Source organism: Mycobacterium sp. IS-836 (assembly GCF_001954275.1).
Lineage (GTDB): Bacteria > Actinomycetota > Actinomycetes > Mycobacteriales > Mycobacteriaceae > Mycobacterium.
This window is the reverse complement of record NZ_MBEU01000003.1, coordinates 96847-123793: the sequence shown is the minus strand read 5'-3', so window position 1 is coordinate 123793 and position 26947 is coordinate 96847. Positions and strand designations below refer to the sequence as shown.

Genomic DNA, 26947 nt, shown 5'->3' with positions numbered 1-26947 from the left:
AGCCCCGCCCAAATCCTCGATCGACTACTGTCAGCCCCACCACAAACCCCTGTTGCAACCAAACCTTGAATCCACCCGGCGTGTTTTCGCTGACGTTTATGTGTCGCCGACCAACGCGGCCCGATCAACCGGGGCCGAGACGCGCGTCAATCGCGGACGCGGACGACGACTTTCCCCTTGGCGGTGCGGTTCTCCAGCGACGCGACCGCCGCGGCGGCCTGCTCCAGCGGGTAGACCTCGGGCGTGGGCGGCGTCAGCCGGCCCGAGCTGAGCAGGCCCTCGAGGCCGGCCCACTGCTCGGCGAGCGCGTCCGGGTGCGTGGCCGTCCAGGCGCCCCAGCCCACGCCGACGACGTCAATGTTGTTGAGCAGCAGGCGGTTCACCTTCACGGTCGGAATCTCCCCGCCGGTGAACCCGATGACCAGCAGCCGTCCGCCCGGGGCGAGCGAGCGCAATGAATCGGTGAACCGATCGCCCCCGACCGGGTCGACGACCACGTCGACGCCGCGGCCGCCGGTGAGCTCCTTGACCGCGTCCTTGAAACCTTCGGCCAGCACCACATCGGTGGCGCCGGCCGCCGTCGCGACGTCCGCCTTGTCTTCGGTGCTGACGACCGCGATGGTCCGCGACGCCCCGAGCAACGACGCCAGCCGCAGCGTCGACGTCCCGATCCCGCCGGCGGCGCCGTGCACCAGCACCGTCTCACCCTGGCCCAGCCGGCCACGCACGGTCAGCGCGAAGTACACCGTCAGGTCGTTGAACAGCAGGCCGGCGCCCGCCTCGAAACTCACGTTGTCCGGGAGCTTGAACACCCGATCGGGTGAGAGGATCGCGACCTCGGCCATGCCACCGGACAGCATCGTCAGGCCGACGACCCTGTCGCCGGGACCCACGTGAGCGCCGTCCGGCGCGGAGCGCACGACGCCGGCGATCTCCGCGCCGAGCACGAACGGCGGCTCCGGCCGGTACTGATAGAGGCCACGGGTCAGCAGCGCGTCGGGGAATGCCGCCCCGGCCGCGTGCACCTCGACCACCACACCGTCACCCGAGGGTTCGTCGACGTCGCTTACCTCGATCGCGTCCGGACCATCCAGCCGAGTCACCCGTGCAGCGCGCATGGTCGGAAAGCCTACTTTCAGCTCAAAATCCGCCGGCGACCCGCACCACCGCCCGGCCGGTGAATGCGCCGGCACGTACCCGATCGATCACGCCGACGACGTCTTTGACGTCGACGTCGCTGACGACCGCGTCCAGATGACGCGGCCGCAACGAGTCACCCAGCAGCGCCCACAACTTCCGGCGCCGGGCGATCGGCATCAGCACCGAGTCCATCCCCAGCAGGGCGACGCCGCGCAGGATGAATGGCATCACCGTGGTGTGCAGGGCCGGACCCCCGGTGAGGCCGCTGGCGGCCACCGCCCCGCCGTAGTCGACGGCGCTGAGCACACCGGCCAGCGTCGCGCCGCCCACGCAGTCCACCGCCCCGGCCCACCGCGCCTTGGCCAGCGGCCGCAGTTTGGCGTCGGGATCCTCGGGCAGCCGCCCGATAACCTCCGCGGCGCCAAGCTCTTTGAGCAAGTCGGCCGCCTCTTCCTTGCCGCTCGAGGCCACCACCCGATAGCCGGCGGCGGACAGTAGGTCCACGCTGACGGAGCCGACCCCGCCGGAGGCGCCGGTGACGACGACGGATCCGGCGTCGGGCTTGATGCCCCAATCGATCAGCGCCTGCACGCTCATCGCGGCGGTGAACCCGGCGGTGCCGATCGCGGCGCCCTCGTGCGGACTCAACGCGCCGAGCGCCACCACCTGGTCGGCCCGCAGCCGCGCGTATTCCGCGTAGCCGCCGTGATGACCGGTGCCGATCGCGTACCCGTGGGCCAGGACCTGGTCGCCGACGGCGAAATCGGCCGACTGCGACTCGACCACTTCGCCGGCCAGATCGATGCCCGGCACGACCGGGTAGTCGCGCACGACGCCGCCCTTCGGCGTCAGCGCCAGCGCGTCTTTGAAGTTGACGCTCGAATACAAGACCCGGATGGTCACCTCACCGGGCGGTAGGTCGGATTGGCTCAGTGTCTCGACCGACGCGGTGATCCGGTCACCGTCTTGCCGCGCGACCAGCGCGTGAAAAGTGTCCATTCCTCGACGCTAACCTCACCCTATGGATTCCTTTCCACTCGGTAGCGTTTCCGTCGCCCGCATCGGCTTCGGCGCGATGCAACTGCCCGGCCCGAACGCGTTCGGGCCGCCGCGGGATCGCGACGAGGCGCTGGCGGTGCTGCGCCGCGCCGTCGAGCTCGGCGTCAACCACATCGACACCGCTCAGTTCTACGGCCCCGACGTCGCCAATGAGCTCATCCGCGAGGCGTTGCATCCGTACTCGGAGAACCTGGCCCTGGTGAGCAAAGTCGGCGGCCACCGCGACGACACCGGCGCCTGGCTGCCATTCACCGAGCCCGCCGACTTGCGCCGTGACATCGAAATGAATCTGCTCACTCTCGGCGTGGACCAGCTAGCCGCGGTCAACCTGCGGGTGTTCGAGAGCGAGGGGCCGGACCAACTGTTCGACGACCAGCTCTCGGTCATGATCCAAGCCCGTGACGAGGGATTGATCGGCGGCATCGGGCTGAGCAATATCAACCGCGATCACCTACTGCACGCGCTGGAGCGCACCGAGATCGCCTGTGTGCAAAACGCTTTCAACCTGATTCACCGGGAGTCGGCCGGGGTGCTGGACGAATGCGCGGCCCGGGGAATCGCGTTCGTCCCGTTCTTCCCACTAGGGGCCGCCTTCGTCCAGCCGAACCCGGTGCTCACCAACCCGCTGGTGCAGCAGATCGCGGAGCGAATCGGGCGCACCCCGGCCCAAGTCGCGTTGGCGTGGACGCTGAGCGTGGCGCCCAATGTGCTGCTCATCCCGGGCACGTCGTCCGTGCGGCACCTGGAGGAGAACCTCGACGTCGCCTCGATCGAGCTCGACGACGAAAGCCGCGAACGGCTGAACGCGGTCGGTTGATGCGCGTCAGACCCGCGACCGCCGCCGATGCCGCGGCGTGCGTCGAGATCTACCGCCCGTACGTGCTGGACACCGTGATCACGTTCGAAACGGAGGTCCCGACGGTCGAGGAAATGGCGGCACGCATCGCCGACGCGCGGGTGACGCACGAATGGCTGGTGCTCGACGTTGACGGGGACGTCATCGGTTACGCCTATGCGCACCAGTTCAATTCGCGCGCCGCCTACCAGTGGTCGGTCGAGACGAGCGTCTACCTCGCCCAGGACCGGCGAGGGAAGGGCGGTGGCCGAATGCTCTACGCCGAACTGCTGCACCGGCTCGCCGAACGTGGTTTCCGGCGCGCGTTCGCCGGCATCGCCCAACCCAACGACGCCAGCAATGCGTTACATCGGGCGTTCGGCTTTCGGCCCGCGGGCCATTACCGCAGGGTCGGATGGAAACTCGGCGCGTGGCATGACGTCTCGTGGTGGCAGCTCGACCTGCCGAACGACGGGGACGACCCGCCGCGGCCGATCGCTACTTGAGCTCGGCCGACGACAGGCCCAGCAGGCGACGCGCGACCACCAGCTGCTGGATCTGCTGAGTGCCCTCGAAGATGTCCATGATCTTGGAGTCGCGTGCCCACTTCTCCAACAGCGTGTGCTCGGAATAGCCTGTGGTGCCAACCAATTCGACGGCCTTGAGGGTGATGTCGCTACCCACCCGACCCGCTTTGGCCTTGGCCATGGACGCCTCTTTGGAGTTGGGAATCTGGTTGTCCGCCTGCCACGCTGCCCGCAGGGTCAGCTGGTAGCTGGACTCCCAGTCGGCCTCCATCCGCAGGAACTCGGCCGCGGCGGCGCTTTGGACGTGTGAGGGCTTGTCGTAGGAGATCTCGACACCGGCCTCGGTCAGGATCTTGCGCAGTTCCTCCAGGGCTGCCCGGGCAATCCCGATGGCCATCGCGGCCACCACCGGACGGGTGTTGTCGAACGTCTCCATTACCCCGGAAAAGCCCTTGCCCGATTCGATTTCGGGGTTGCCGAGCAGGTTGTCCTTCGGAATGCGGGCGTTGTCGAACCGGATGACGGCGGTGTCGGAGCCCTTGATGCCGAGCTTGTTCTCCAGCCGCTCGACGGTGACGCCGGGGTGTTCGCGCGGCACGATGAACGATTTGATCGCCGGCCGTCCCTGCGATTTGTCCAGCGTTGCCCACACCACGATGTGCGTGGCCCGCGAACCGGCTGTGACGAAGATCTTTTCGCCGTTGATCACGTATTCGTCGCCGTCCAGCTTCGCGGTGGTGGACACCGCCGCGGAGTCGGATCCGAAACTCGGTTCGGTGATGGCCATCGCGGCCCAGACCCGGCCCAGCCGCTGCAGTTGCTCATCGGTGGCCACCCCGGAGATCGCCGCGTTGCCCAGGCCCTGATAGGGGATCGACAGCATCATCGCCGCGTCCCCCCAGCAGGCCTCCAACGTCTGCAGGACCGCGGCCATGTTTGCGCCGTTGCGGTTTTCCTCCTTGCTTTCACCGCTGCGGAACGCATCGGCTCCGGCGAGGCCCAGGGCGTTGGACTCGGCTGCTCCGGCGAACAGGCTGGCCAGCGTGTCCAGCTCGACGGGGTAGGCGTGCTCTTTGAGGTCGTACTTGCGGGCGATCGGTCGCATCAGCTCCGCGCCGGCCTGGTGCGCCTTGTCGATCACCGCTTGCATCTTGCGGGGCAGTTCCAGATTGATTGCCATGATTGGTCTTTCGCTTCAGAAGTAACGAGCTAGATGACGACTTGGATGACGACTTAGATGACGACTTAGATGACGACGACGCCCTCGGCGACACCGATGGCCCGCAGGTCCCGGTACCAGCGTTCGACCGGGTGTTCCTTCGTGTAGCCGTGGCCGCCGAGCAGTTGCACCCCGTCCAGCCCGATTTGCATGCCCTTGTCGGCGCCGAGCCGCTTGGCCAGCGCCGCCTCGCGGGCGAACGGAAGGCCCTGCTCGGCGCGCGCCGCGCCGCGCCAGGTGATCAGCCGCAGCCCATCGAGTTCGATCGCGATGTTGGCGCACATGAACGCGACGGCTTGGCGGTGGGCGATCGGCTCGCCGAACGCTTCGCGCTCTTTCACATACGGGATGACGTAGTCGAGAACCGCGTGCGATGTGCCGACTGCCAGCGCCGCCCAGCCCAGCCGGGACAGCGCGAGCGCCTCGGAGTAGTCGTCGTCGGTCGCCTCGTCCTCGCCCAGCCTGGCGTTGGCCGGAACCGACACGCCGGAGAGTTCGACCTGGCCCAGGGCCGCCGAACGAATCCCCATGCTCGGATCCGCTTTGACGGTAAGGCCTTTGGTGGATGACTCGACGATGAACAGTGCCGGTTTGCCGTTCAGTTGCGCGCCGACGATGAACAGCTCGGCGTCGGCCGCGGCGGGGACCAACGACTTCACCCCGTCGAGCCGGTATCCGCTCGGTGTCCGCACGGCAGTGGTCCTCAGCCGGGTGGGGTCGAACAGCGGCTGTGGCTCCGCGATGGCCACACAGGCCTGCGGGACGTTCTCGCCGGCGAACTCGGGCAGGTACGTGGCCTGCTGGTCCGCGCTGCCCCAATGGGTCAGCGCGGACGCCACTCCTCCCGGCGCCAGAATCGGCAGAGCCAGACCCATGTCGCCGTAGGCCAGGGCCTCCGCCGCCAGTACGTTGGTGACGCTGGAACGGTGCGCGGCGATCCCTTCGAAGTCCTCGGGGATGTTGATCGCGGTGATGCCCAACTCGGCCGCCTTGGCGATCAGATCCGGCGGGTAGGTCGCGGCCTCGTCGGCGTCGGGCGCCGCGGGCCGCAGCACCTCTGCGGCGAAATCCTCGAGGGTCTCGACGATCATCTTCTGCTCATCGTCGGGCGTCAGGTCGTAGTAGTCCTTGCCGCTCGACTTGAGCCGGGTCGGTCCGCCGCGAAGGTTCTGAACCCGTTTGAACTGCCGGCTGGTGGCGCCGGCAGTGGAGAAGATCGTCTTGGTGCCGTACCGCAGGGCCCGGTTGAGCGGGTCGCGCAGATGGTATTTGTCCAGAAACTCCTGCCCGACGAGCGGGGTGAGTAGCGCCATGGTGATATCGATCCCGGTCCGCCGGTGCGGTTGCAGCCCGACGCCGGTCTTGCGGCCGCGCCGCCGGAAGCGCGAACGCGTGGATTTCGACGATTGAGTCTTCTTCGAACCGGTCATTTCGGCAGCCTCGGTCGTTGGGGCGATGCGGATGACGCTATCTTACTCCGGAGTAAGATAGCGCGGAAATGCCCTGTTAACTAATTCACACCGCGTGCTTTCGGATGCGAGCCGATGCGAGCGAGCACCTGGTCGTGCAGCAGCCCGTTGGTCGCCACGGCGCTGCCGCGGTGCGGGCCCGCGCTCCCGTCCAAGCCGGTGAACGTCCCGCCCGCCTCGCGGACCAGGATGTCGAGGGGCGCCAAGTCCCACACCGACACCTCCGGCTCGGCGGCGATATCGATGGCCCCCTCGGCGAGGAGGCAATAGGACCAGAAGTCGCCGAAGGCGCGCACCCGCCACACCGCGTCGGTCAGCTCGACGAAGCGTTCGCGCAAACCGCGTTGCGCCCATCCCGACAGGCTCGCGAACGACAGACTGGCCGAATCCAGCTGTGCGACAGAGGAAACCGAGATTTGACGCGGCGGGGATCCCTCGACGGCGACGAACGCGCCGCGGCCGCGGGCGGCCCACCACCGACGCTGCAGCGCGGGCGCGCTCACCACGCCGACCGAGGGCGCGCCGTCCTCGAGCATCGCGATCAAACTGGCCCACACCGGCACTCCGCGCACGAAGTTCTTGGTTCCGTCGATCGGGTCGATGATCCATTGCCGCCCGGTGAAGGATGTGGTGCCGCCGAACTCCTCGCCGACGATGCTGTCGTCCGGCCGTTCGCGCCCGAGCGCCGCGCGCAGGTCGGCCTCGACCGCCCGATCGGCGTCGGTCACCGGAGTCAGATCCGGTTTGGTGTCGATGCGCAGGTCGAGTGCGCCGAACCGGGCTCGAGTCAGTGTGTCCGCACGGTCGGCCAGCACGAGCGCCAGCGCCAGATCATCCCGGGCCATGCCAGCAGTCCTACCACGACTTTCAGAAACGACTCTTCGAAAGCCCTAACCTGGATGCGTGTGGGAATTCGGAGTGCTGCTCCTACTCGTCGCCGTCCTGGCGGTCTTCCTTGCCCAGCGATTCATCCCGCGTGGCCCGCGCGGTGAGCTGGCGAGCGGCACGCTGTTGGTGACAGGCGTCAGCCCGCGGCCGGACGTGACTGGTGAGCAATACGTCACGATTGCGGGGGTGATCAACGGGCCCACCCTCGATGAGTACTCCGTGTATCAACGCATGGCGGTCGACGTCGACGCGTGGCCGACCGTGGGCCAGCTGATGCCGGTGCTGTATTCCACCAAGAATCCCAACAATTGGAAGTTCGCGCCGCCGGAGCCCCCCGCGTAGCCGACCGTCATCCGGCCGCCGGCGGGCGCGCCATCACCGTGACCCGAGCGCCGTATCGGGGGACGACAATCGTGGCTCGCGAGACTCTTCCTCCGGGCATCCCGGGTACGCCCGCCATACCGGTCGGCCCGCCGGTCCCGTCGGGCGTCGGTAATCCGTTGCCCGCCAATGCGATTGTGGGGGCCGCTGGAGACGCCGTAACGGTGCCTTCCGACGGTGCGCTCCAGCTCGCCGGCACGGACATCGATCCGATGGTGCCGGACCGCGCCAGCGTTGCGGTGACGTTGCCCAAACCGCCTCCGAGGCCCGAGGCGCCGCCGAGCGTGGGCGTCGCGGCCACCTGAGCGGTTGTCGACCCGAGCGCGGGCAAAATCCCCAAGTCCTTCTCGGCTCCGACGATCCCGGAAACAAACCCCTCGAAACTGGTAGGAGCTTTCAGAGCGGTGCCGGTAGCCATGATGGCGTCGAACAGTGCGAAACTGCCCGAGGTGCTCGAAGCGGGCGAGGGCGCAGCCGAAACCGCTTGCGCGGCTGGGGTTGCGGACGCGGCGCCGGCGTTGGCCTGCGCGACCGCGGCGGTTTGAGCGCTGATCCCGTCGGGCTTGGTGGCCTGCCTCGGCAACGAGAATGGCGTCAACCGCGTGGCCGCAAGCGAGCTGGTCGCGTAGCCGGACATCGCGGTGACGTCCTGGGCCCAGTATTCGGCGTACTGCGCCTCGGTGGCCGCGATCGCCGCGGTGTTCTGGCCGAAGAAGTTCGTCGCTATCAGCAGCGCCAACTGCATCCTGTTGGCCGCGACCGCTGCCGGGGGCACCGTCATCGCATATGCCAGTTCGTAGGCCGCCGCGGCGGCGCGGGCCTGGATCGCCGTCTGCTCGGCCCGTTCCGCGGCCGCGTGCAGCCAGGCCACATAGGGGATAGCGGCGGCCGTCATCGCGTCGGATGCCGGCCCGCGCCAGTGCAAGCTCGTCAGACCCGAGAGCACCGACTCATAGACCCCGGCCGCGATGCCCAACTCGGCCGACAGGGAGTCCCAGCTTCCCGCGGCGGCCAGCAGCGGGCCCGAGCCCGGGCCGGTGTACATCCGGGCGGAGTTGATCTCCGGTGGCAAGAACACGAAATCCATTGGGTCACATCTCGATAGGCGTCCTGCGCAGCGAACAGCGCTGCGGCCGGGCCGCGAAACATTCGCGACCTCAATTGCTGAGGATCAGCTGTCCGTTAGCCGGCCGCGGGCGGGCGCGGCATCACCGTGAGCCGGACACCGTAGCGGGGCGGACCGCCCACGCCCGCGCCCCGAGCGACGTTCCCCGCCGGCATCCCCGGGTAGCCGGGGTAACCCGAGGCGACCGCCTCCTCGGTGCCCGGAATCGTGGTGAAGCCGGCGGGCTCCAACCGCGCGATCTGACCGGTCGACGGCGCCGACCAGCTCGCCGGGACGGACATCGGGCCGATGGTCCCCGCGCGGGCGAACGTTGCAGTGACGTTGCCCAGGCCCGCGCCACCGCCCAGCTGGGGAGCTGCGGTCAGCGCGGGGGCCAGCGCGGCGGGAGCCGCCGCCGCCTTGGGCAAAATGCCGAGGTTGTTCTCGGCCCCAATGACGCCGGAAGCGAACGCTTCCATGTTGTAGGGGGCGGTGAGCGCGACATTGGTTGCCTGAATGGCGTCAAGGATGCGGAAGGCGGTCGAGTCGCCCGCGGCCGCGGGGGCGGCCGCGGCGGCCGCCGGCGCCTGCTGGGCGGCCGCGGAAACCGCCTGCGCAGCCGACCGTGTAACCGCTGCGGTCGCATTGGCTCGGCCGACCGACGCGCTCTGAGCGGCCAGCCCGGACTCGTTGGTGGTGCGGTTCGGGGAGAAGAACTTAGGTAGCTCCGTCGTCGCGGCTGTCGACGAGGCGGAGTAGCCGGACATCGCAGCGGAGTCCTGAGCCCAATAGTCGGCGTACTGCGCCTCGGTGGCCGCGATCGCCGCCGTGTTCTGGCCTAGCACATTCGTCGCGATCAGCGAGGCCAGTTGTGTCCGGTTGGCGGTGACCGCCGGCGGCGGAATCGTCATCGCGTAGGCCTGCTCATAGGCCGCCGCCGCCGTCCTGGCCTGCATGGCGGTCTGCTTTGTTTGTTCGGCGGTCGTTTGCAGCCAACCTACGTAGCGTGCGGCGGTGGCCGCCATCGCTTCGGATGCGGGCCCGCGCCACTGCAAGTCCAGGCCGGAGAGCACCGACTCGTAGGACTCGGCTGTGGCGCTCAACTCGGCCGACAGCGCGTCCCAGCTGCCCGCTGCGGCCAACAGCGATACGGCCCCCGGCCCGGCGTACATTCGGGCCGAATTGATTTCCGGTGGCAAAAATGCGAAATCCATTGTGTCGCATCTCCTTCGTGAGTTGTTTGCGGTGAGGTTCATCGGCGTCGACAACGCACCACCGCCGTGTCGGCGGTGGTCTAAAGAAGTGAGTTGGTCCTGCGTTATCGCAGACTCGGTGGCTGCACGGGGGCCGCTAGGGTCGCGGCCGGCGTCGCCAGTAAAAGAGCTGGCGGGGCATGCGCACGGGGCATCTCTGCAGCCTTCAGCTATGAATCGTCGTGGGCCCGAGAGGCCCAGTATCGCGTTTTGGTCCCGTTAACGGAGCAAGTCCAGGAAATTTCCCGACGCGAGGTAACGCCCAATCCCGGATTGAAAGGGACCAATGGCACTCGGTTGGTGACCATCGCCTCTGCGGAAACGGCGTGCCCGGCCCATAACGTACGGGTTAGCAACGATGAACACTCCCGCAAAGGAGACTCCGATGAGCGACATCTACCCAGCTCCGTCGGTCGTCGTCGGCATCGACGGATCAAGGGCGGCGACTCACGCGGCCTTGTGGGCCGTCGACGAGGCGGTCGCCCGGGACATCCCGCTGCGACTGGTGTACGTCGTCGATCCGCTGTGCACCCCCGCGGCGGGCTCGCAGGACGACCCGCAAAGCGTTGCCCGCGCGGCGCTCTACGCCGCCTACCGGGCCGTCGACGCCACGGACAAGCCGGTCAAGATCGAAACCGAGATCCTGTGGGGGCGGCCGCTGGCCAAGCTGATGGCCGAATCGAGGTCGGCGGCCTTGATCTGCGTCGGGTCGATCGGGCTCAACCACGCGCGCCGCATCGGTGGCACCGTCGCAGCTGCCCTGGCCGAATCGGCGTTGTGCCCAGTTGCGGTGGTGCACCGCTCGCCGGGCGGTCCGGCAAGCCCCGAGGTCAACGAGGTCGTCGTGCAAGTGGACAATGGTTCGGTGCTGCGACACGCGTTCGACGAGGCGAGGTTGCGCCGAGTTCCGCTGCGGGCACTGGCCGCACACGTCGCCGAGACCCCCGACGATGTCGGCGACGGAAACCGCTTGGTGCAAGCGCAACTGAATCGCCGGCTGGCCCGCTGGACGCCGCGTTACCCCGACGTGCCGGTCGAGTCCACGGTCATCCGCGGAGGTGTCGGCGGATACCTGGAGGCCAACGCGGACACCGGGCAGCTCTTCGTCACCGATATGCACGCCGCCAATGACGTGTGCGGGGCGTACAACGTGGGATGCTCAATACTCACGGTTCGGTGCGGCAACTTGTAGGCAGCGGATGTCGGGAGTGGCGCCTTGGTAAAGGTCTTCTTGGTCGACGATCACGAAGTGGTGAGGCGCGGGCTGATCGACCTGCTCGGGGCGGATCCCGACCTCGACGTCGTCGGTGAGGCGGGCTCCGTCGCCGAGGCGATGGCCAGGATTCCGGCCGCGAGCCCGGATGTCGCGGTACTCGACGTCCGGCTGCCCGACGGCAACGGCATCGAACTGTGCCGTGATCTGTTGTCGCGCATGCCGGAGCTGCGCTGCCTGATCCTGACGTCGTATACCTCCGATGAGGCGATGCTGGACGCGATCCTGGCGGGCGCCAGCGGCTACGTCGTCAAGGACATCAAGGGGATGGAGCTGGCACACGCCGTCAAAGAAGTCGGCGCCGGGCGGTCGCTGCTCGACAATCGCGCAGCCGCGGCGCTGATGGCCAAGTTGCGCGGCGCCACCGAGAAGTCCGACCCGTTGTCGGGTCTCACCGATCAGGAACGGACGCTGCTCAGCCTGCTCAGCGAGGGGCTGACCAACAAGCAGATCGCCGACCGCATGTTTCTGGCCGAAAAAACAGTGAAGAACTACGTGTCTCGGCTGCTGGCCAAGCTGGGCATGGAGCGGCGAACCCAAGCCGCGGTGTTCGCAACGGAACTGAAGCGCTCGCGGCCGCCCGGTGATGAATAGCGACACCGGAGACGCCGGCATGGGCCCGCTGCGTCAAACACTTTCCCAACTGCGGCTGCGCGAGCTGTTGGTCGAGGTGCAGGATCGCGTCGAGCAGATCGTCGAAGGCCGCGACCGCCTCGACGGGCTGTTAGAGGCGATGCTCGTGGTCACGTCCGGATTGGATCTGGAGGCCACGCTGCGCACCATCGTGCACTCGGCCACCAAACTCGTCGACGCTCGATACGGCGCCCTGGAGATGCACGACCGGGACAATCACTTGGTGCGCTTCGTCCACGAGGGCATCGACGAGGAAACCGTGCGGCGCATCGGCCACCTACCCGAAGGCCTCGGCGTCATCGGCCTGCTGATCGACGAACCCAAACCGCTACGTCTGGACGACCTTTCGCAACACCCCGCCTCGATCGGGTTTCCGGCACACCACCCGCCGATGCGGACTTTCCTCGGGGTGCCGGTTCTGGTGCGCGACCAATCGTTTGGCACTCTTTATCTCACCGACAAGATCAACGGGCAGCCGTTCAGCGATGACGACGAGGTGTTGGTCCAGGCGCTGGCCGCGGCCGCGGGCATCGCCATCGCAAACGCCCGGCTCTATCAGGAGGCCCAGCAGCGGCAGTCGTGGATCGAAGCCACCCGTGACATAGCCACCGAATTGCTGTCCGGCACCGAACCCGCGACGGTGTTCCGCCTGGTCGCCGAGGAAGCGCTCAAACTCACGGCCGCCGAAGCGGCCCTGGTAGCCGTTCCGGCCGACGAAAACGCGGCGAGCTCCGACGAGCTGCTGGTGGTCGAAACAGTAGGCGGCGCTGCAGCTTCCATCGCCGGCCGAACCGTCGCGATCGGGGGCACGGCGATCGGGGACGCCTTCACCACGAGCACCCCGCGACGGGTCGACCGGATCGACCTCGACGGCGCACACGAACTGGGGCCGGCGCTGATACTGCCGTTGCGGGCCACCGATACGGTCGCGGGAGTCGTTGTCGTTGTGCGCCAACGCGGTCCGGGGGCATTCACCGACGAGCAGCTCGAAATGATGGCCGCATTCGCCGATCAGGCCGCGCTGGCCTGGCAGCTGGCCACCTCGCAGCGCCGGATGCGCGAGCTCGACGTGCTCACCGACCGCGATCGCATCGCGCGCGACCTGCACGACCATGTGATACAGCGGCTCTTCGCCGTCGGCCTGGCGCTGCAGGGTACGGTGCCGCGGGCACGCGATTCCGAAGTGCAGCAACGGCTTTCGGAGGCCGTCGACGACCTGCAGGGCGTCATCCAGGACATCCGGACGACCATCTTCGACCTGCACGGTGCCGCGCAGGGCATCACTCGGCTCCGGCAACGGATCGACGACGCGGTCACCCAATTCGCCGGCTCGGGGCTGCGCACGACGGTCCAATTCGTCGGGCCGCTGTCGGTGGTCGACGGTGCGCTGGCCGACCACGCCGAGGCGGTGGTCCGCGAAGCGGTCAGCAATGCCGTTCGGCACGCGGACGCCACCACGCTTGCGGTCCGGGTCAGTGTCGAAGACGACTTGTGCATCGAGGTGAGCGACAACGGGCGGGGGATGCCCGACGAGTTCACCGGCAGCGGCCTGACGAACCTGCGGCGTCGGGCCGAGCAGGCGGGCGGTCAGTTCACGATCGAAAGCGCGCGCGGCACAGGCGGAACCGTGTTGCGGTGGTCAGCCCCGCTGCTCCAATAGCCCGGGCCACTCGACGACCCGGGACAGCCGGCGCCGCGGCGTCGGCGGCAACGGATCCGCGTTGACCGGCGCCCACCCCACCCGCAGCAACATCTGCGGGTATCCGCTGGACCCGAACACGTCGGCGCGTACCGCCTCGCGGGTTTCGCGGATTTCCAGAGGTTCGCTGATCGGGCAGCACGCCAATCCCAGTGCCGTCGCCGTCAGCAACACGACGCTGGTGGCTTCCCCGGCGCGCAGCCGGGACAAGCGGTCGTCGCCCTCGGTGCCCAACGCCACGATCGCGGCGCCGTCGTCGGCGGGTGGGGCGGCGGACGGAGCCAGACCCGGTCCCGCGAAGAGGCGGCCCGGGATCGGGGAGGTTCGCTCGGACGGTGGTGTGTTCCTGGCCGGGACCCCGGCCACCGAACCGTACCGTCCGCTCCACATGGTGAGTTCGCGAAGGTAGTCGCGATTGGTCGCGTGGTCCCAGACCGCTTGGGCGACAATCTTGTTCATCCGTTCGAGGGCGTCGACCTGCCGAAGCATTACCCCGCATCGCGCGGCACGGGCGGCCATCAACGCGATGTCACCCCCCGCTACCGGCCACGGCCCGTAGGCGCGCCGATCGGTGCGGCGCCGCGGGATGGCGGCCGCCAGGGTGATGTCGGCGTGGTCGGGGGTGTGCGGCGCGACCTCGACGGTCGCCAGGTGGCTGGGGTCGGCGGGGTCGGGAAAGCGATGGACCCGTACTTGCCAGCCCATGGCGGCCAGCGCCACAACGCAGTGATGCAACGCGGTTCCGCAGCTGAGCATCAACTCCCGTCCGTCGGGGTCGGTGTTGCGCAGCTGCATGTCGGGCTCGGAGTAGAGATCCAGGCTCGCCGCGCCGACCCGCCACCGCCACGGTTGCGTGTTGTGAATAGAGGGCGCCCGGGTGGCCAGGGTAAGGACCGCCTCGAGGGTGTCGGTGTCTGGGAAAAGGGCGTTCATGTCTGCCTCTCCGGTCCGACAAACCTTGCTGTCGAGAAGTGTGGTCATGTTTTCCAGGATCGCGCGGCGCCACCGTCGCCAGCAGAGCAGGAAGCCATCGGCATCGGGGGACCTTTGGCCCTGCCGCAAGCCCCCGCGTCAGGCAGGGCCCGCGGCGGGTTCTGGCTCCGGTCCGAACCTGAAGTGGCGGCCCGTGATTTCGGACGCGGTGACGCGGACGTAGTGAACCTTGGGTATCGCGGTCCACGGCAGGAGCTGGGCCCTGTCGGCCTCCTCGATCTCGGCGTCGGTGCGTAGCACCTTTGCGCGACCACGGACGATCACGCTCCAGCCTTCCGCGACATTGTGGTCGTCGGCCTCGAACAGCACGACGCTGTTGGCCACGGCGGAGAACAGTTTGGTGCCTTCGGAAGTCCGAAACAGCACGGTCCGGCCCTGTACGCCGAAGTTGACCGGGAAGATCTCGGGCTCACCCGCAAAGCTGGTTACCAGCCGGCCCAGCGCGACGCCGCCCAAGCGGCGCCAACTCTCGTCCTCCGACAGGATGGTGACTGGCTCATCGGTCATGGTTCCAACCTTTCCCTGCGCACCGCCACGATTTCAAGCCGTCGGGAGAGCTAGCGAAACTCGAGAACGTCGTCCAACGGCCGCCGCGGTGTCGGTGCCGGAATCGCTTCCAGGGGCGGCGCGATCCCGGCGCGGACCAGCACCTGGGGTTCGCCGTGGCCGACGAGGTTGCGGACGACATCGCGGCTTTCCTCCGATTCGATCAGATGCGTCAACGTGCAAGTCGCCATTCCGGCCACGGTGCATTCGAGTAGGACGGCCGACAGCGCCTCGCCGCACGCCAACACCTCGGCCCGCGTGTCCTCAGGGGTCGACAGCACAAGGATTTTCGACCAGTCCGCGCCGATCTCCGGGCGTCGATCCTGGTGGCTTCGGACCGGGAAGTCACGGGCCACGTCGACTCGGTGGCGCTCGATATCCGATGCCAGCGCGCTCGGCGGCACGCCCTCGGCCAACGCGAATGGCGAAGTCCACCATTGCAGTTCGAGCTGATACGACGAATCTTCGCGCCGGAGCGATTCGCTGAGCTGCGAGGCCTCCGCCAGGAGCGGGCGTTGATCGTCGGCCAGAACGTCAAGCGTCGCAACGCTTTCGCCCAACGCGCTTCGCAGCTCGGGTTCGAACGCATACCAGTAGGTAGGCATGCCGAACGCGAGCCGGTCGGTCCGACGTTGCAGGATCGCCCGCGCGCGTTGCCGCTGCGCCGCGGTGACGTGATCCATCGGGCTGAATTCGACAGAGGCCAAGTGAGTGGGATCGATCGGGTCGGGCAGCCGAGTAATGCTCGGCAGCCAACCGGACGCGGTCATGGCGACGCGAAAGTGATCGAGCGCGGCGCCACAACTCAACACCGCTTCCCGGCCGGACCGGTCGGCGGCGGGCACCGTTCGGTGCCGGTCGACGAACAGATCGATGACGTCGCCTTGCGCCACCCACCGCCACGGCTGGCTGTTGTGAACGGACGGAGCGCGGCAGGCCAGCAGGACCGCCGTCTTGAGCGCCTCGACTTCCACACCGTCGACGCTATGGCGAGCGGGCGTGGACCCCTAGGGGCCTTCGTCCTTTATCAACCCGCAGAAGGCACTTGTCTGGCATTCTGAGGGCATGGCACGCGGAGAAATCGATCCGATCCGGGCAAAGAGCGCTCTGGCGGTGATCAGGCAGAACCCTGGGATAGCGCTCTTCGCGGTCTCACCGGGACTCGTGGCGCTCGCCGTCATCTGGTGGCTCGCCGGCGCCGGCTGGGCCATCGCCGCGGCCATCCTGCTGCTGATCGCCGGAACCGCCGTCGTCGTCTTGAAACGCTGACGCCGCCAGCATGCGTTCGTGGTGGGGCTGGGGCACCGTCGAGGACGCGCTTTCGGAGCACGAGACACGCGAGCTGATCGCACGCGTGGCGGCGCTGCTCCCCGGGCACGACCTAACCGATCACCCGCCCCCGGATCCCCACACGCTCGGCTTGGCCGAGCCGCGGGTGGCCCCGCCGTCGTCGCTGGCCGATCTGTGCTCCGTTGACTCCGTCGATCGGGCCGCCCACGCGCACGGCAAGGCTTTCCGCGACGTCGTGCGCAACCTGCACGGCCGCCTCGACCACGTTCCCGACCTCGTAGTGCGACCCCGCCGCGAGCAGGATGTGATCGATGTCCTGGATTGGGCTGCGCGCCAGGGAATTTCGGTGATCCCGTACGGCGGCGGCAGCTCGGTGGTCGGCGGCGTCGAACCGCGCTTCGACGGGCTGGCCGTCACGGTGGATACCACCGCCATGGACGCGGTGCTCGAGCTCGACCGGACCAGTCGATCCGCCCGCATCCAGGCCGGAGCCCTCGGGCCGGAGATCGAAAACCAGTTACGCCCACACGATTTGACGCTGCGCCACTATCCGCAGTCGTTCGGATTTTCCAGCCTGGGCGGCTGGCTGGCCACCCGTGCCGGCGGGCACTTCGCCACGCTCTACACCCACATCGACGACCTGACCGAATCGCTGCGCGTCGTCACCCCGGCCGGGGTGAGCGAATCGCGGCGGCTCCCGGGATCCGGCGCCGGGCCGTCGCCCGATCGGTTGTTCCTCGGCTCCGAGGGCGCGTTGGGCATCATCACGGAGGCGTGGATGCGCTTGCAAAACCGGCCGAAGTGGCAGGTCACCGCGTCGTTGGCGTTCGACGACTGGGCGAACGCGCTCGCCGCGACCCGAACGATCGCGCAGGCCGGCCTTTACCCGTCGAATTGCCGGCTGCTGGATCCGGCCGAGGCATTCCTGAACGCCGGAGCCGCGGTCGGGGGAGGGATGCTGGTGCTGGCTTTTGAATCCGCGGATCACCCCGTCGACGCGTGGCTCGACCGTGCAGTAGCGATCGCCGCCGAACACGGCGGCGTCCTGACCGCGCGACGCGACCGCGAAAACACCAGCGATGCAAGCAAATCGGATGCTTCCGGGAATTGGCGTTCGGCCTTTCTGCGGATGCCGTACCAGCGCGACGCGCTGGCCCGCCGCAGCGTCATCGCCGAGACGTTCGAGACGGCGTGCACCTGGGACGCATTCGAGGCCCTGCACGACGCGGTGACCGGGGCGGCGCGCGCATCGGTCGAACGGATCTGCGGGACCGGCGTGGTGACCTGCCGGTTCACCCACGTCTATCCCGACGGCCCGGCTCCGTATTACGGCATCTATGCCGGCGGGCGGTGGGACTCCCTGGACGCGCAATGGGACGAGATCAAGGCCGCCGTGTCCGAGGCGATCATCGCCGCCGGCGGCACCATCACTCACCACCACGCCGTCGGCCGCGATCACCGCCCGTGGTACGACTTGCAGCGCCCTGACCCGTTCGCGGCGGCGTTGCGCGGGGCGAAGTCCGCGCTGGACCCGGCCGGAATTCTCAACCCCGGGGTGCTTATCGACGCGTGATCAGCCGTGGCTGATGCGCAAGAGCTCGGCCAGGCTCGGCAGCTTGACCCGCGGGCGCCCGTGCGGCTCACCGGCGGCCCGCTCGTGGCGATCGATGATCTCCCAGTGAGCGGAGGTGACCAACTTCGGCTGCCGCGAGGCCAGCCAGTCGGCCAACTTGTCGGCATGGTCCTCGCCGAAGTCGGCCAATTCGTCGGTCCCGGTCAGGTCGGCCAGCAGCGTGTCGACGGTGTCCTGGGAGTCCTTCTTATTAGTGCCGATCACACCGGTCGGCCCGCGCTTGATCCATCCGACGACGTATTCGTTGCGGCTACCCTCGACCCGGCCGTTGGCGTGGGGGATGGTCGCGCTTTTGTCGTCGAACGGCAGTCCGGGGGTGGGCACGCCGCGGTACCCGACCGACCGCACCACCAGCTGCGCGGACAGTTCCTCGCGCTCGCCGGTGTCCTTGGCGGCCACCCGCCCGTTCTCATCGGTGACCAATTCGTTGCGGCCCAGCACGATCCGCTCCACCTTGCCGTCACCCTTGATCTCGATCGGGGATGTCTTGAACCGGAAAACCATTCGACGGTGTCCCGGGCGGGGCTCACGGCCCGCGTAGTCGCGCAGCACCTTGATGTTCTGCTTGCAGACCTTGCCGACCGCGGCCGCATCCTCGTCGGTGATGCCCTCCAGATCGGCGGGATCCACGATCACGTCGACGCCTTCGAGGTCTGCCAACTCGCGTAGCTCGAGCGTCGTGAACGCGGTCTGCAGCGGACCGCGCCGGCCGACGATCACCACTTCCTCCACACCGCATGGGCGCAGCGATTCCAGCGCGTGATCGGCGATATCGGTTCGCGCCAGCTCGCCCGGGTCGGTGACCAGGATGCGCGCGACGTCGAGCGCGACGTTGCCGTTGCCGATCACCACCGCGCGACTGCCGGACAGATCGGGCGAGATCTGCTCGAAGTTGGGATGGGCGTTGTACCAGCCCACGAAATCGACGGCCGCGACACTGCCCGGCAGGTCCTCACCGGGAATGTTGAGCGAGCGGTCCGACTGCGCCCCGACGGCGTAGATCACGGCGTCGTAGTGCTCGGCGAGTTCGGACGCCTCGAGGTGCTCGCCCACCACGACGTTGCCGAAGAAGCGGAAGCGGGGGTCCTCGGCGGTCTTCTCGAATTGTTTGCTGATCGATTTGATCTTGGGGTGATCGGGAGCGACACCGGAGCGCACCAACCCCCACGGGGTGGGCAGCATCTCGATCATGTCGACGGCGACGTCGATCTCGTCGGAGGTGTCGGCGGCTTTCAGCAACGATGCTGCGGCGAAGAATCCCGACGGTCCGGAGCCGACGATGGCGACATGGTATGGGCGCATACTCGAGCCTTCTGTTTAGTGCCCGGCCTGCGCGCAGAGGGGCTGTCGCGGCGCAGTCGGGGCTGCACATGATCGTGACTCGATGCTAAACGCATGACCGCTGGTCGTGACCTGAGCACTCGCCGAGCGCAAAGCCCCCGGTAACGTGGGCGGCTGTGGAACCCGACCGTCAAGCCGACATCGCCGCCCTTGACTCCGCCCTGACCACGGTGGAGCGGGTGCTCGATGTCGACGGTCTGCGCGGCCGCATCGAGAAGCTCGAACACGAGGCGTCCGACCCGCACCTCTGGGACGACCAGGCCCGCGCGCAGCGCGTCACGAGTGAGTTATCCCACACACAGGGCGAGCTGCGCCGGATCGAGGAGTTGCGGCAGCGGCTGGACGACCTGCCGGTGCTGTACGAGCTGGCGGCCGAGGAGGGTGAAGGCGCGGCCGAAGCGCTGGCCGAGGCCGATGCCGAGCTGAAGGCCCTGCGCGCCGACATCGAAGCCGCCGAGGTGCGCACCCTGCTCTCGGGTGAGTACGACGAGCGCGAGGCACTGGTCACCATTCGCTCCGGCGCCGGCGGGGTGGACGCCGCCGACTGGGCCGAGATGCTGATGCGGATGTATATCCGGTGGGCCGAGCAGCACAAGTATTCGGTCGAGGTGTTCGACACCTCCTACGCCGAGGAAGCGGGGATCAAAAGCGCGACGTTCGCCGTGCATGCGCCGTTCGCCTACGGCACGTTGTCCGTCGAACAGGGCACTCATCGACTGGTGCGAATCAGCCCGTTCGACAACCAAAGCCGGCGTCAGACATCCTTCGCCGAAGTCGAGGTGCTTCCGGTGGTCGAAACCACCGATCACATCGACATTCCGGAAGGCGATGTGCGAGTGGACGTTTACCGCTCCAGCGGGCCCGGCGGCCAGTCGGTGAACACCACCGACTCCGCGGTTCGCTTAACCCACATCCCAACGGGTATCGTCGTAACTTGTCAGAACGAAAAGTCGCAACTGCAGAACAAAGTTTCGGCAATGCGAGTGCTCCAAGCAAAGTTGTTGGAGCGCAAGCGATCAGAAGAGCGTGCCGAGCTGGACGCCTTGAAAGGCGAAGGCGGCAGTTCCTGGGGAAACCAGATGCGCTCCTACGTACTACACCCGTATCAGATGGTCAAGGATCTGCGAACCGAGTACGAGGTGGGCAATCCCGCGGCCGTTCTGGACGGAGACATCGACGGGTTCCTGGAAGCGGGAATCCGGTGGCGCAACCGAAAAGATGACGACTAACACAACTGTTCTCGCTGCATCGATGGCGGATCGCTGGCACGGCTTTTGGCGCGGTGCGATCGGCGAATGGATCCTCGGCAGGGGCCTGCACATCATCATGCTGCTGATCGCCGCGGTGCTGGCGGCACGCTTCGTCAGCTGGATCGCACAGCAGGTGACCCGGCAACTCGACGTGGGCTTCACCGAAAGCGACGCGCTGGTGCGCTCGGAGGCGACCAAGCACCGCCAGGCCGTCGCGTCGGTGATCCAGTGGGTGTCGATCGTGGTCATCGCGATCTGGGTCATCATGCAAATCGGTGGCGTGCTGCAGTTCTCCTTCGGCGGGCTGGTCGCGCCGGCCACCGTGTTGGGCGCCGCCCTGGGTTTCGGTGCTCAGCAGCTCGTCAAGGACCTGCTCTCGGGCTTTTTCATCATCGTCGAGAAGCAGTACGGCTTCGGTGACCTGGTCACCCTCACCATCGTTTCCGCGACGGAAGCCAGCGGCACCGTCGAGAACGTGACGTTGCGGGTGACGCGGCTGCGCTCACCGGACGGTGAGGTGTTGACCATTCCCAACGGCCAGATCGTCAAGGCGACGAACCTGTCCAAGGACTGGGCACGCGCGGTGGTGGACATCCCGGTGTCGACCAGCGCCGACCTCAACCGGGTCAATGAGGTCCTGCACCAGGAATGCGAGCGGGCGCTCGACAACCCGGTATTGGGGGAATTGCTGTTAGACGCTCCGACCGTGATGGGGGTCGAGAGCATCGCCGTCGACACGGTCACCCTGCGTGTGGTGGCCCGCACGCTGCCCGGCAAGCAGTTCGAGGTAGGCCGCCAGCTGCGTGTGCTGGTCATCCGGGCGCTTGCCCGCGCCGGAATCGTGACCGCGGCCGACGCGACCGTCGGCGTCGTCGACGATGCGGGTGTCCCCGCCGCGGAGGCGGGTGCGGCCGACGGCGAACAAGCCGACAAAGCCGGAGAACAGGCCCAGGGCCGGGTGCATCAGCGGTGAAGCTGACCCTGAATATTTTCGAGAAGGGCGACGACGATGCCCAACAGCGCCGGCCGCTGAGCCACCTGTTCGGCGGGCGGGTCCGCACCTCGACCGTGGTGTTGATCGTGGCGTTCCTGGCGGTGTGGTGGGTCTATGACACCTATCGTCCGGAACCGCCCCCCAAGCCCGCGGCGCCGCAGGTGGTGCCGCCCGGATTCGTGCCGGACCCGAACTACACCTGGGTGCCGCGCAGCAGGGTGCAGCAGCCGGCGCCCACCGTGACCGTCACCCCGACACCGACCACGTCCACGCCGCCGCCCCCGCCACCGCCGCCGGTCACCACGACGACGACGCCGCCGTTCGTGCTGCCGACTCCGCCGTGTTTGCTGCCGCCGCCCTTCTGCCCGCCGAGTACGAGCCCGTCGCCGGCGCCGCAGCAACCCCAGCCGGGGCCCGGTCCGGTGCCGACATCGGCGCCGCCGGCCAGCTGATCGTCCGGGCCAGCGAAATTCACCGCTACACTGGCGTGCCGTGATGATCACCCTGGACCATGTCAGCAAGAAGTACAAAGCGTCGGCCCGCCCGGCGTTGGATGACATCAACGTCAAAATCGACAAGGGTGAATTCGTCTTCCTGATCGGCCCGTCGGGTTCGGGCAAATCGACGTTCATGCGGCTGCTGCTGGCCGAGGAGACGCCCAACACCGGCGACATCCGGGTCTCGAAGTTCCACGTCAACAAGATGCCGGGCCGGCACGTGCCGAAGCTGCGCCAGGTGCTGGGCTGCGTGTTCCAGGACTTCCGGCTGCTTCAGCAAAAGACGGTGTTCGAAAACGTCGCTTTCGCGCTGGAAGTCATCGGCAAACGCAGGGATGCGATCAATCGGGTGGTGCCCGATGTGCTCGAGACGGTCGGCCTGTCCGGCAAGGCCAACCGGTTGCCGCACGAGTTGTCCGGCGGCGAGCAGCAACGGGTCGCGATTGCCCGCGCGTTCGTGAACCGGCCGCTGGTGCTGCTGGCCGACGAGCCCACCGGCAACCTCGACCCCGACACCAGCAAGGACATCATGGATTTGTTGGAGCGGATCAATCGCACCGGCACGACGGTGCTGATGGCGACGCACGACCACCACATCGTCGACTCGATGCGGCAGCGCGTCGTCGAGCTGTCGTTGGGCAGGCTGGTTCGCGACGAACAGCGCGGCATCTACGGAATGGATCGCTAAGTGCGCTTCGGTTTCCTGCTCAACGAGGTCCTGACCGGTCTTCGTCGCAATGTCACCATGACCGTTGCGATGATCCTTACGACCGCCATCTCGATCGGCCTGTTCGGCGGCGGCCTCTTGGTCGTCCTGCTGGCCGACCACTCGCGCGCCATCTACCTCGACCGCGTCGAAACGCAGGTCTTCCTCACCGAAGACGTCTCCGCCAACGACCCGGCCTGCGGAGCCAACCCGTGCAAGGCGTTACGGGAGACGATCGAGAAGCGCCAGGACGTCAAGTCCGTGCGGTTCCTCAATCGCCAGGACGCCTACGACGACGCCATCCGGAAGTTCCCGCAGTACAAGGACGTTGCGGGAAAGGATTCCTTCCCAGCGTCGTTCATCGTCAAGCTGGAAAACCCCGAGCAGCACAAGGACTTTGACACTGCGATGCAGGGCCAGCCCGGCGTGCTCTCGGTGCTCAACCAGAAGGATCTGATCGACCGCCTGTTCGCGGTCCTGGACGGCTTGAGCAACGCCGCCTTCGCCGTCGCCCTGGTGCAGGCCGTCGGTGCGATTCTGTTGATTGCCAACATGGTTCAGGTGGCGGCTTATACCCGGCGCACCGAGATTGGGATCATGCGACTGGTGGGGGCCAGCCGCTGGTATACCCAGTTGCCCTTCCTGGTCGAGGCGATGGTCGCCGCGGCCGTCGGCGTGGGCATCGCGATCCTCGGCTTGATCGTGGTGCGGGCGTTCTTCCTCGACAACGCGTTAAACCAGTTCTACCAAGCCAATTTGATCGCACGGGTCGACTACGCCGACATCCTTTACATCTCGCCGATTCTGTTTTTGCTCGGCGTGTCGATGGCCGGCCTGACCGCCTACGCGACGTTGCGGCTCTACGTGCGGCGGTAGTAGCTGTGGCCAATAACTCCGGCCGGGACAAGGCCGCGGGCGGCAAGCGTGGCAGCAAACAGATTGTGGCCACCAATCGCAAAGCGCGACATAACTATTCGGTCATCGAACTTTTCGAGGCCGGAGTGGCTTTGCAGGGCACCGAGGTGAAGAGCCTGCGGGAAGGACACGCGTCGTTGGCCGACGCGTTCGCAACCGTTGACGACGGCGAAGTTTGGTTGCGCAACTTGCACATTCCCGAGTACCAACATGGTAGCTGGACCAACCATGACCCACGTCGCAATCGAAAGTTGTTGTTACATAGGCAACAAATCGACAGGCTGGTCGGCAAGATACGTGATGGTAACCTCGCCCTCGTGCCGTTGTCTCTGTATTTCTCCGAAGGAAAGGTCAAGGTCGAGCTCGCGCTTGCACGCGGCAAGCGAGCGTACGACAAGCGCCAGGACTTAGCCCGCCGCGACGCACAACGCGAAGTGCATCGCGAGATGGGCCGGCGAGCCAAGGGCATCAACTGATCGGGGCGGCTTACGCCCAGCTGTCGGCCGTTACCTACGGCGTCAGCGATTTCGTGGGCGGAGTAGCCGCTCGACGGGTAGCCGCGCTGCGAGTGATGCTCGTGGCCTACCCGATCGAGACGGTGTTGACCGCCGTGCTGGCCATCGCCGTGGGCGGACCCATTCATTCCGGCACGGTCATTTGGGGCAGCCTGTACGGCATCGGCATGGCGTTCGGCATGTGGGCGTTGTTCGCCGCGCTGGCGGCCGGGCCGATCTCGGTGGTCTCACCGCTGGCGGCCGTGCTCAATGCCGCCGTGCCTGTGGCGGTCGGTGTGGCGCTGGGGGAGCGGCCGGGCCAGGCGGCATCGCTGGGCGTGGTGCTGGCCCTGGTCGCGGTCTTGCTGGTCAGCCGCGAGGCCAGCGTGGACGGCATCACGCCGTATCGGTTCACACCGAAGGTGGGTTGGCTCACGCTCCTCGCTGGGTCGGCGATGGGGCTGAACCTGGTGTTCCTCCATCAGGCGCCCCAGGAGTCCAAGCTCTGGCCGCTGTTGTTCGCCCGGACGGCGGCCACCGTGGTGGTGTTCGCGATGGCCGCGATGAGCAAGAATCTGCGATTGCCGGGCGGGCAGCCGCTGAAGCTGGCACTGGGTGTCGCACTGCTGGACATCTGCGCCAACATCACGATGTTGCTCGCGCTGCACACCTGGCTGCTGTCGTTGGCCAGCATCCTGATCTCCCTTTACCCGGCGGCGACGGTGGTGCTGGCGATGGTGGTGTTGCGCGAGCGGGTGAGCCGCTGCCAGGGGGTCGGCATGGTGATGGCCATGGGCTCGGTGGCGATGATCGCCGCAAGCTAGGCACTGATCGGCCTAGGATCCGTCCATGGCCACTCGTCAGATCACCGAACTCGATAAATCCGACGTCCTGTCCGGTCTTTTCGCCGTGTGGGACGACATCGATGCGCTGCTGGACGGGGTGCCGGAGAGCGGCTGGTGCGCGGCGAGTCCACTGCCCGCGTGGGACGTCAAGGCCCTGGTGTCGCACATCATCGGCACCGAGTCATTCCTGGCCGGCATCGCGCCCCCGCAACCCGACGTCGACGTCTCCGCCCTCGATCACGTGCGCAACGACATCGGTGCGATGAACGAGTGCTGGGTGCGTCATCTCAGCGGTCTGCCCGGCTCGGAAGTTCTCGAGCGGTTCCGCTCAGTGACCAAGGATCGGCGCGCGGCCCTGGCCGGCCTGTCGGATGTGGAGTGGAACGCGGTCACCGCGACGCCGGTGGGCCCAGAGAGTTACGGGCGGTTCATGCGGGTGCGGGTGTTCGACTGCTGGATGCACGAACAGGACATGCGCGAGGCGCTGTCGCGGCCGTCGTCCGACAGCGAGCTCGACGGGCCTGCGTCGCAGCTTTCCCTCGACGAGGTCGCGGCGACCATGGGATACGTGGTGGGCAAGCTCGCCAAAGCGCCCGACGGGTCACGCATTCTGTTCGAGCTGACCGGTCCGGTGGCCCGCAACATCCACGTCAGCGTGGACGGCCGGGCTCAGCTGGTCGACGACTTCGGCGGACAGGAACCTACGGCAACGATCCGCATGGACGGGCTGCAGTTCACCAGGCTTTCCGGCGGGCGCCCGATGAGCCCCGCCCGCAGCCAGGAGATCGAACTCGACGGCGATAAAGAGGTCGCTACCCAGGTCGTCGAGCACCTGAACTTTGTGATCTGACCGCAGCCCGTAACCGAAGATAATTCCGTCGCCGCTGGTTGAACACGGCGTACCATGGATTGTCCTGCCGAAAGTCGGCGGGGATGAGCGAAGAACACATAGACAAGGGGCTGAACGGTTTCGACTTCGCGCATCGAATCAAGGGAAGCGTGCCGGTGCAGGCAAGAGACCACCGTAAGCGTCGTTGCAAATATATAAGCGCCGATTCACATCAGCGCGACTACGCTCTCGCTGCCTAAGCGACAGCTAGTCCGTCAGACCGGGAACGCCCTCGGCCCGGACCCTGGCGTCAGCTAGAGGGATCCACCGGTGAGTCCGGTCGCGGGACTCACCGGGACATACACAGCGACTGGGATCGTCATCCTGGCTGGTTCGCGTGACCAGGAGATCCGAGTAGAGGCATAGCGAACTGCGCACGGAGAAGACTTGAGGGAATGCCGTAGGACCCGGGTTCGATTCCCGGCAGCTCCACAGAGAAAGTACTGTTCCTGGGGTGAGCGGCTTTAATCGTCATACGACGGCGATGTCACGTTGTGCGCGCCTGACACCGCGTCGCGGGGAGCTCTTATGACCTATCGCCATCTTGCGTGGGTGCTCGGCGCAGTGGTGGTGGTGGCGGCCATCGTTCCCGTCGAGGCCCATGGCCAACCGCCGACGAAGTGTCTGACCAACACTCCCACGGGCAAGCAGGTCTACGTGCCCTGCGATCTGCTCAACGCCGGCGCCAATTTCCCGCCGGGGCAGCGTTGTCCTCCACCGCTTGAGCAGTACCCGAAAGATGTGGCGGACTGGTGTGGCGAAGGCCCCGGCCTTGCGACCCCTACGCCCACGGGTCCTACGCCCGCGAGTCCTACGAGTCCGACAGGTCCTACGAGCTCTGTGCGGCCTACGAGCCCCGCGACCTCAACGAGTCCTGCGACGCCAACGAGTCCTGCGACGCCAACGAGTCCTGCGACGCCAACGAGTCCTGCGACGCCAACGAGTCCTGCGACTCCGACGACTCCGACGAGTCCTGCGACTCCGACGACTCCGACGAGTCCCGCGAGCCCGGTGGCTCCGGACAACGCGGGCTGATGTCGTCCCCGGATTCCTGACGACGCCGCCGCGTCGAA

Annotated in this window: 28 protein-coding genes and 1 other RNA gene; 18 read left to right on the top strand and 11 right to left on the bottom strand. The window is 67.2% G+C overall.

The genetic code is table 11. From position 1 onward, the window contains the following. Positions 1–146 precede the first annotated feature (146 nt). Positions 147–1118, bottom strand: coding sequence for an NADPH:quinone oxidoreductase family protein (locus A5747_RS01670; protein ID WP_076121915.1), 972 nt, complete (start codon positions 1116–1118; stop codon positions 147–149). Between the two features lie 22 nt (positions 1119–1140). Further along, positions 1141–2139, bottom strand: coding sequence for an acryloyl-CoA reductase (locus A5747_RS01665; protein WP_076121883.1), 999 nt, complete (start codon positions 2137–2139; stop codon positions 1141–1143). Between the two features lie 22 nt (positions 2140–2161). On the opposite strand from A5747_RS01665, the gene A5747_RS01660 reads away from it, so the two are divergent. Continuing rightward, complete coding sequence (locus A5747_RS01660) at positions 2162–3016, top strand: oxidoreductase (protein WP_076121881.1); 855 nt, start codon at positions 2162–2164, stop codon at positions 3014–3016. Continuing rightward, the gene (locus tag A5747_RS01655; protein WP_076121878.1) at positions 3016–3540 is read left to right on the top strand and encodes an arsinothricin resistance N-acetyltransferase ArsN1 family B; all 525 of its coding nucleotides are present in this window, start codon (positions 3016–3018) and stop codon (positions 3538–3540) included. The genes A5747_RS01660 and A5747_RS01655 overlap by 1 nt, the downstream gene beginning before the upstream one ends. Here A5747_RS01655 and A5747_RS01650 read toward each other — a convergent pair. From A5747_RS01650 to hisN, 3 genes are all read right to left on the bottom strand, one after another. After that, complete coding sequence (locus A5747_RS01650) at positions 3533–4741, bottom strand: acyl-CoA dehydrogenase family protein (RefSeq protein WP_076121876.1); 1209 nt, start codon at positions 4739–4741, stop codon at positions 3533–3535. The genes A5747_RS01655 and A5747_RS01650 overlap by 8 nt on opposite strands. Positions 4742–4806: 65 nt before the next feature. Further along, complete coding sequence (locus tag A5747_RS01645; RefSeq protein ID WP_076121873.1) at positions 4807–6210, bottom strand: acyl-CoA dehydrogenase family protein; 1404 nt, start codon at positions 6208–6210, stop codon at positions 4807–4809. An 80-nt stretch (positions 6211–6290) separates the two neighbouring features. Further along, positions 6291–7094 (bottom strand): histidinol-phosphatase, encoded by an 804-nt coding sequence (gene hisN / locus A5747_RS01640; protein ID WP_076121871.1) that lies wholly within the window; start codon positions 7092–7094, stop codon positions 6291–6293. 58 nt (positions 7095–7152) lie between these two features. Between hisN and A5747_RS01635 the strand changes: the two genes are divergently transcribed. Then, positions 7153–7479: a hypothetical protein gene (locus A5747_RS01635; protein WP_076121868.1), complete on the top strand. Its 327-nt coding sequence runs from the start codon at positions 7153–7155 to the stop codon at positions 7477–7479. A gap of 7 nt (positions 7480–7486) precedes the next feature. Here the strand turns inward: A5747_RS01635 and A5747_RS01630 are convergent, their stop codons facing one another. Together A5747_RS01630 and A5747_RS01625 are read right to left on the bottom strand one after the other, a co-directional pair. After that, positions 7487–8605 (bottom strand): PPE family protein, encoded by a 1119-nt coding sequence (locus A5747_RS01630; protein WP_076121866.1) that lies wholly within the window; start codon positions 8603–8605, stop codon positions 7487–7489. Between the two features lie 95 nt (positions 8606–8700). Continuing rightward, on the bottom strand, positions 8701–9837 hold the full coding sequence (locus A5747_RS01625; RefSeq protein WP_076121864.1) for a PPE family protein: 1137 nt from the start codon (positions 9835–9837) through the stop codon (positions 8701–8703). Between the two features lie 424 nt (positions 9838–10261). On the opposite strand from A5747_RS01625, the gene A5747_RS01620 reads away from it, so the two are divergent. From A5747_RS01620 to A5747_RS01610, 3 genes are read left to right on the top strand one after another with little or no spacing between them, the layout of a single operon-like run. Then, positions 10262–11068, top strand: coding sequence for a universal stress protein (locus A5747_RS01620; RefSeq protein WP_076121862.1), 807 nt, complete (start codon positions 10262–10264; stop codon positions 11066–11068). A 24-nt stretch (positions 11069–11092) separates the two neighbouring features. Further along, entirely contained in the window at positions 11093–11743 is a 651-nt protein-coding gene (devR, locus tag A5747_RS01615) for a two-component system response regulator DevR (RefSeq protein WP_076121859.1), read from the top strand. Then, positions 11736–13442, top strand: a complete 1707-nt coding sequence (locus A5747_RS01610; RefSeq protein ID WP_076121857.1) for a GAF domain-containing sensor histidine kinase — start codon at positions 11736–11738, stop codon at positions 13440–13442. The genes devR and A5747_RS01610 overlap by 8 nt, the downstream gene beginning before the upstream one ends. Here A5747_RS01610 and A5747_RS01605 read toward each other — a convergent pair. The 3 genes from A5747_RS01605 to A5747_RS01595 all read right to left on the bottom strand — a co-directional run bounded on the left by A5747_RS01605 (position 13422) and on the right by A5747_RS01595 (position 15994). Continuing rightward, the gene (locus A5747_RS01605; protein ID WP_076121854.1) at positions 13422–14414 is read right to left on the bottom strand and encodes a nitroreductase family protein; all 993 of its coding nucleotides are present in this window, start codon (positions 14412–14414) and stop codon (positions 13422–13424) included. The genes A5747_RS01610 and A5747_RS01605 overlap by 21 nt on opposite strands. A 138-nt stretch (positions 14415–14552) precedes the next feature. Continuing rightward, positions 14553–14981: a pyridoxamine 5'-phosphate oxidase family protein gene (locus A5747_RS01600; RefSeq protein ID WP_076121851.1), complete on the bottom strand. Its 429-nt coding sequence runs from the start codon at positions 14979–14981 to the stop codon at positions 14553–14555. 50 nt (positions 14982–15031) lie between these two features. After that, on the bottom strand, positions 15032–15994 hold the full coding sequence (locus A5747_RS01595) for an NAD(P)H nitroreductase (RefSeq protein WP_076121848.1): 963 nt from the start codon (positions 15992–15994) through the stop codon (positions 15032–15034). Positions 15995–16085: 91 nt separating this feature from the next. Between A5747_RS01595 and A5747_RS01590 the strand changes: the two genes are divergently transcribed. Continuing rightward, positions 16086–16289: a hypothetical protein gene (locus tag A5747_RS01590; RefSeq protein ID WP_076121846.1), complete on the top strand. Its 204-nt coding sequence runs from the start codon at positions 16086–16088 to the stop codon at positions 16287–16289. A 10-nt stretch (positions 16290–16299) separates the two neighbouring features. Then, a complete protein-coding gene (locus tag A5747_RS01585; RefSeq protein ID WP_076121843.1) occupies positions 16300–17883 on the top strand; it encodes an FAD-binding oxidoreductase in 1584 nt (527 codons plus the stop codon). Here the strand turns inward: A5747_RS01585 and A5747_RS01580 are convergent, their stop codons facing one another. Further along, positions 17884–19245 carry an FAD-dependent oxidoreductase gene (locus A5747_RS01580; RefSeq protein ID WP_076121841.1) on the bottom strand — a complete coding sequence of 454 codons (1362 nt, stop codon included), beginning with the start codon at positions 19243–19245 and terminating at the stop codon, positions 17884–17886. 155 nt (positions 19246–19400) lie between these two features. On the opposite strand from A5747_RS01580, the gene prfB reads away from it, so the two are divergent. From prfB to A5747_RS25010, 10 genes are all read left to right on the top strand, one after another. Beyond that, the gene (gene prfB, locus A5747_RS01575; protein ID WP_076121838.1) at positions 19401–20513 is read left to right on the top strand and encodes a peptide chain release factor 2; all 1113 of its coding nucleotides are present in this window, start codon (positions 19401–19403) and stop codon (positions 20511–20513) included. Further along, positions 20503–21507 carry a mechanosensitive ion channel family protein gene (locus tag A5747_RS01570; RefSeq protein WP_142245422.1) on the top strand — a complete coding sequence of 335 codons (1005 nt, stop codon included), beginning with the start codon at positions 20503–20505 and terminating at the stop codon, positions 21505–21507. The genes prfB and A5747_RS01570 overlap by 11 nt, the downstream gene beginning before the upstream one ends. Then, a complete protein-coding gene (locus tag A5747_RS01565) occupies positions 21504–21980 on the top strand; it encodes a hypothetical protein (protein WP_076121833.1) in 477 nt (158 codons plus the stop codon). Before A5747_RS01570 ends, A5747_RS01565 begins: the two co-directional genes overlap by 4 nt. Positions 21981–22023: 43 nt before the next feature. Next, a complete protein-coding gene (ftsE, locus tag A5747_RS01560; RefSeq protein ID WP_076121831.1) occupies positions 22024–22713 on the top strand; it encodes a cell division ATP-binding protein FtsE in 690 nt (229 codons plus the stop codon). Beyond that, on the top strand, positions 22714–23607 hold the full coding sequence (gene ftsX / locus A5747_RS01555) for a permease-like cell division protein FtsX (RefSeq protein WP_076121828.1): 894 nt from the start codon (positions 22714–22716) through the stop codon (positions 23605–23607). It abuts the gene before it with no gap. A 5-nt stretch (positions 23608–23612) separates the two neighbouring features. Beyond that, positions 23613–24122, top strand: coding sequence for an SsrA-binding protein SmpB (gene smpB / locus A5747_RS01550; protein ID WP_076121826.1), 510 nt, complete (start codon positions 23613–23615; stop codon positions 24120–24122). Positions 24123–24214: 92 nt separating this feature from the next. Continuing rightward, positions 24215–24964: an EamA family transporter gene (locus A5747_RS01545; RefSeq protein WP_198938110.1), complete on the top strand. Its 750-nt coding sequence runs from the start codon at positions 24215–24217 to the stop codon at positions 24962–24964. Positions 24965–24989: 25 nt separating this feature from the next. Further along, positions 24990–25835, top strand: a complete 846-nt coding sequence (locus A5747_RS01540) for a maleylpyruvate isomerase family mycothiol-dependent enzyme (protein WP_076121822.1) — start codon at positions 24990–24992, stop codon at positions 25833–25835. 106 nt (positions 25836–25941) lie between these two features. Beyond that, positions 25942–26309: a transfer-messenger RNA gene (ssrA, locus tag A5747_RS01535) on the top strand. A gap of 317 nt (positions 26310–26626) precedes the next feature. Further along, a complete protein-coding gene (locus A5747_RS25010; RefSeq protein ID WP_076121819.1) occupies positions 26627–26929 on the top strand; it encodes a hypothetical protein in 303 nt (100 codons plus the stop codon). Positions 26930–26947 lie beyond the last annotated feature (18 nt).

Coding starts and splice junctions, on each gene's coding strand:
- A5747_RS01670 (WP_076121915.1), bottom strand. CDS start 1,118: ATGCGCGCTGCACGGGTGACTCGGCTGGATGGTCCGGACGCGATCGAG.
- A5747_RS01665 (WP_076121883.1), bottom strand. CDS start 2,139: ATGGACACTTTTCACGCGCTGGTCGCGCGGCAAGACGGTGACCGGATC.
- A5747_RS01660 (WP_076121881.1), top strand. CDS start 2,162: ATGGATTCCTTTCCACTCGGTAGCGTTTCCGTCGCCCGCATCGGCTTC.
- A5747_RS01655 (WP_076121878.1), top strand. CDS start 3,016: ATGCGCGTCAGACCCGCGACCGCCGCCGATGCCGCGGCGTGCGTCGAG.
- A5747_RS01650 (WP_076121876.1), bottom strand. CDS start 4,741: ATGGCAATCAATCTGGAACTGCCCCGCAAGATGCAAGCGGTGATCGAC.
- A5747_RS01645 (WP_076121873.1), bottom strand. CDS start 6,210: ATGACCGGTTCGAAGAAGACTCAATCGTCGAAATCCACGCGTTCGCGC.
- hisN (WP_076121871.1), bottom strand. CDS start 7,094: ATGGCCCGGGATGATCTGGCGCTGGCGCTCGTGCTGGCCGACCGTGCG.
- A5747_RS01630 (WP_076121866.1), bottom strand. CDS start 8,605: ATGGATTTCGTGTTCTTGCCACCGGAGATCAACTCCGCCCGGATGTAC.
- A5747_RS01625 (WP_076121864.1), bottom strand. CDS start 9,837: ATGGATTTCGCATTTTTGCCACCGGAAATCAATTCGGCCCGAATGTAC.
- A5747_RS01620 (WP_076121862.1), top strand. CDS start 10,262: ATGAGCGACATCTACCCAGCTCCGTCGGTCGTCGTCGGCATCGACGGA.
- A5747_RS01610 (WP_076121857.1), top strand. CDS start 11,736: ATGAATAGCGACACCGGAGACGCCGGCATGGGCCCGCTGCGTCAAACA.
- A5747_RS01605 (WP_076121854.1), bottom strand. CDS start 14,414: ATGAACGCCCTTTTCCCAGACACCGACACCCTCGAGGCGGTCCTTACC.
- A5747_RS01600 (WP_076121851.1), bottom strand. CDS start 14,981: ATGACCGATGAGCCAGTCACCATCCTGTCGGAGGACGAGAGTTGGCGC.
- A5747_RS01590 (WP_076121846.1), top strand. CDS start 16,086: ATGGCACGCGGAGAAATCGATCCGATCCGGGCAAAGAGCGCTCTGGCG.
- A5747_RS01585 (WP_076121843.1), top strand. CDS start 16,300: ATGCGTTCGTGGTGGGGCTGGGGCACCGTCGAGGACGCGCTTTCGGAG.
- A5747_RS01580 (WP_076121841.1), bottom strand. CDS start 19,245: ATGCGCCCATACCATGTCGCCATCGTCGGCTCCGGACCGTCGGGATTC.
- A5747_RS01570 (WP_142245422.1), top strand. CDS start 20,503: ATGACGACTAACACAACTGTTCTCGCTGCATCGATGGCGGATCGCTGG.
- ftsE (WP_076121831.1), top strand. CDS start 22,024: ATGATCACCCTGGACCATGTCAGCAAGAAGTACAAAGCGTCGGCCCGC.
- A5747_RS01540 (WP_076121822.1), top strand. CDS start 24,990: ATGGCCACTCGTCAGATCACCGAACTCGATAAATCCGACGTCCTGTCC.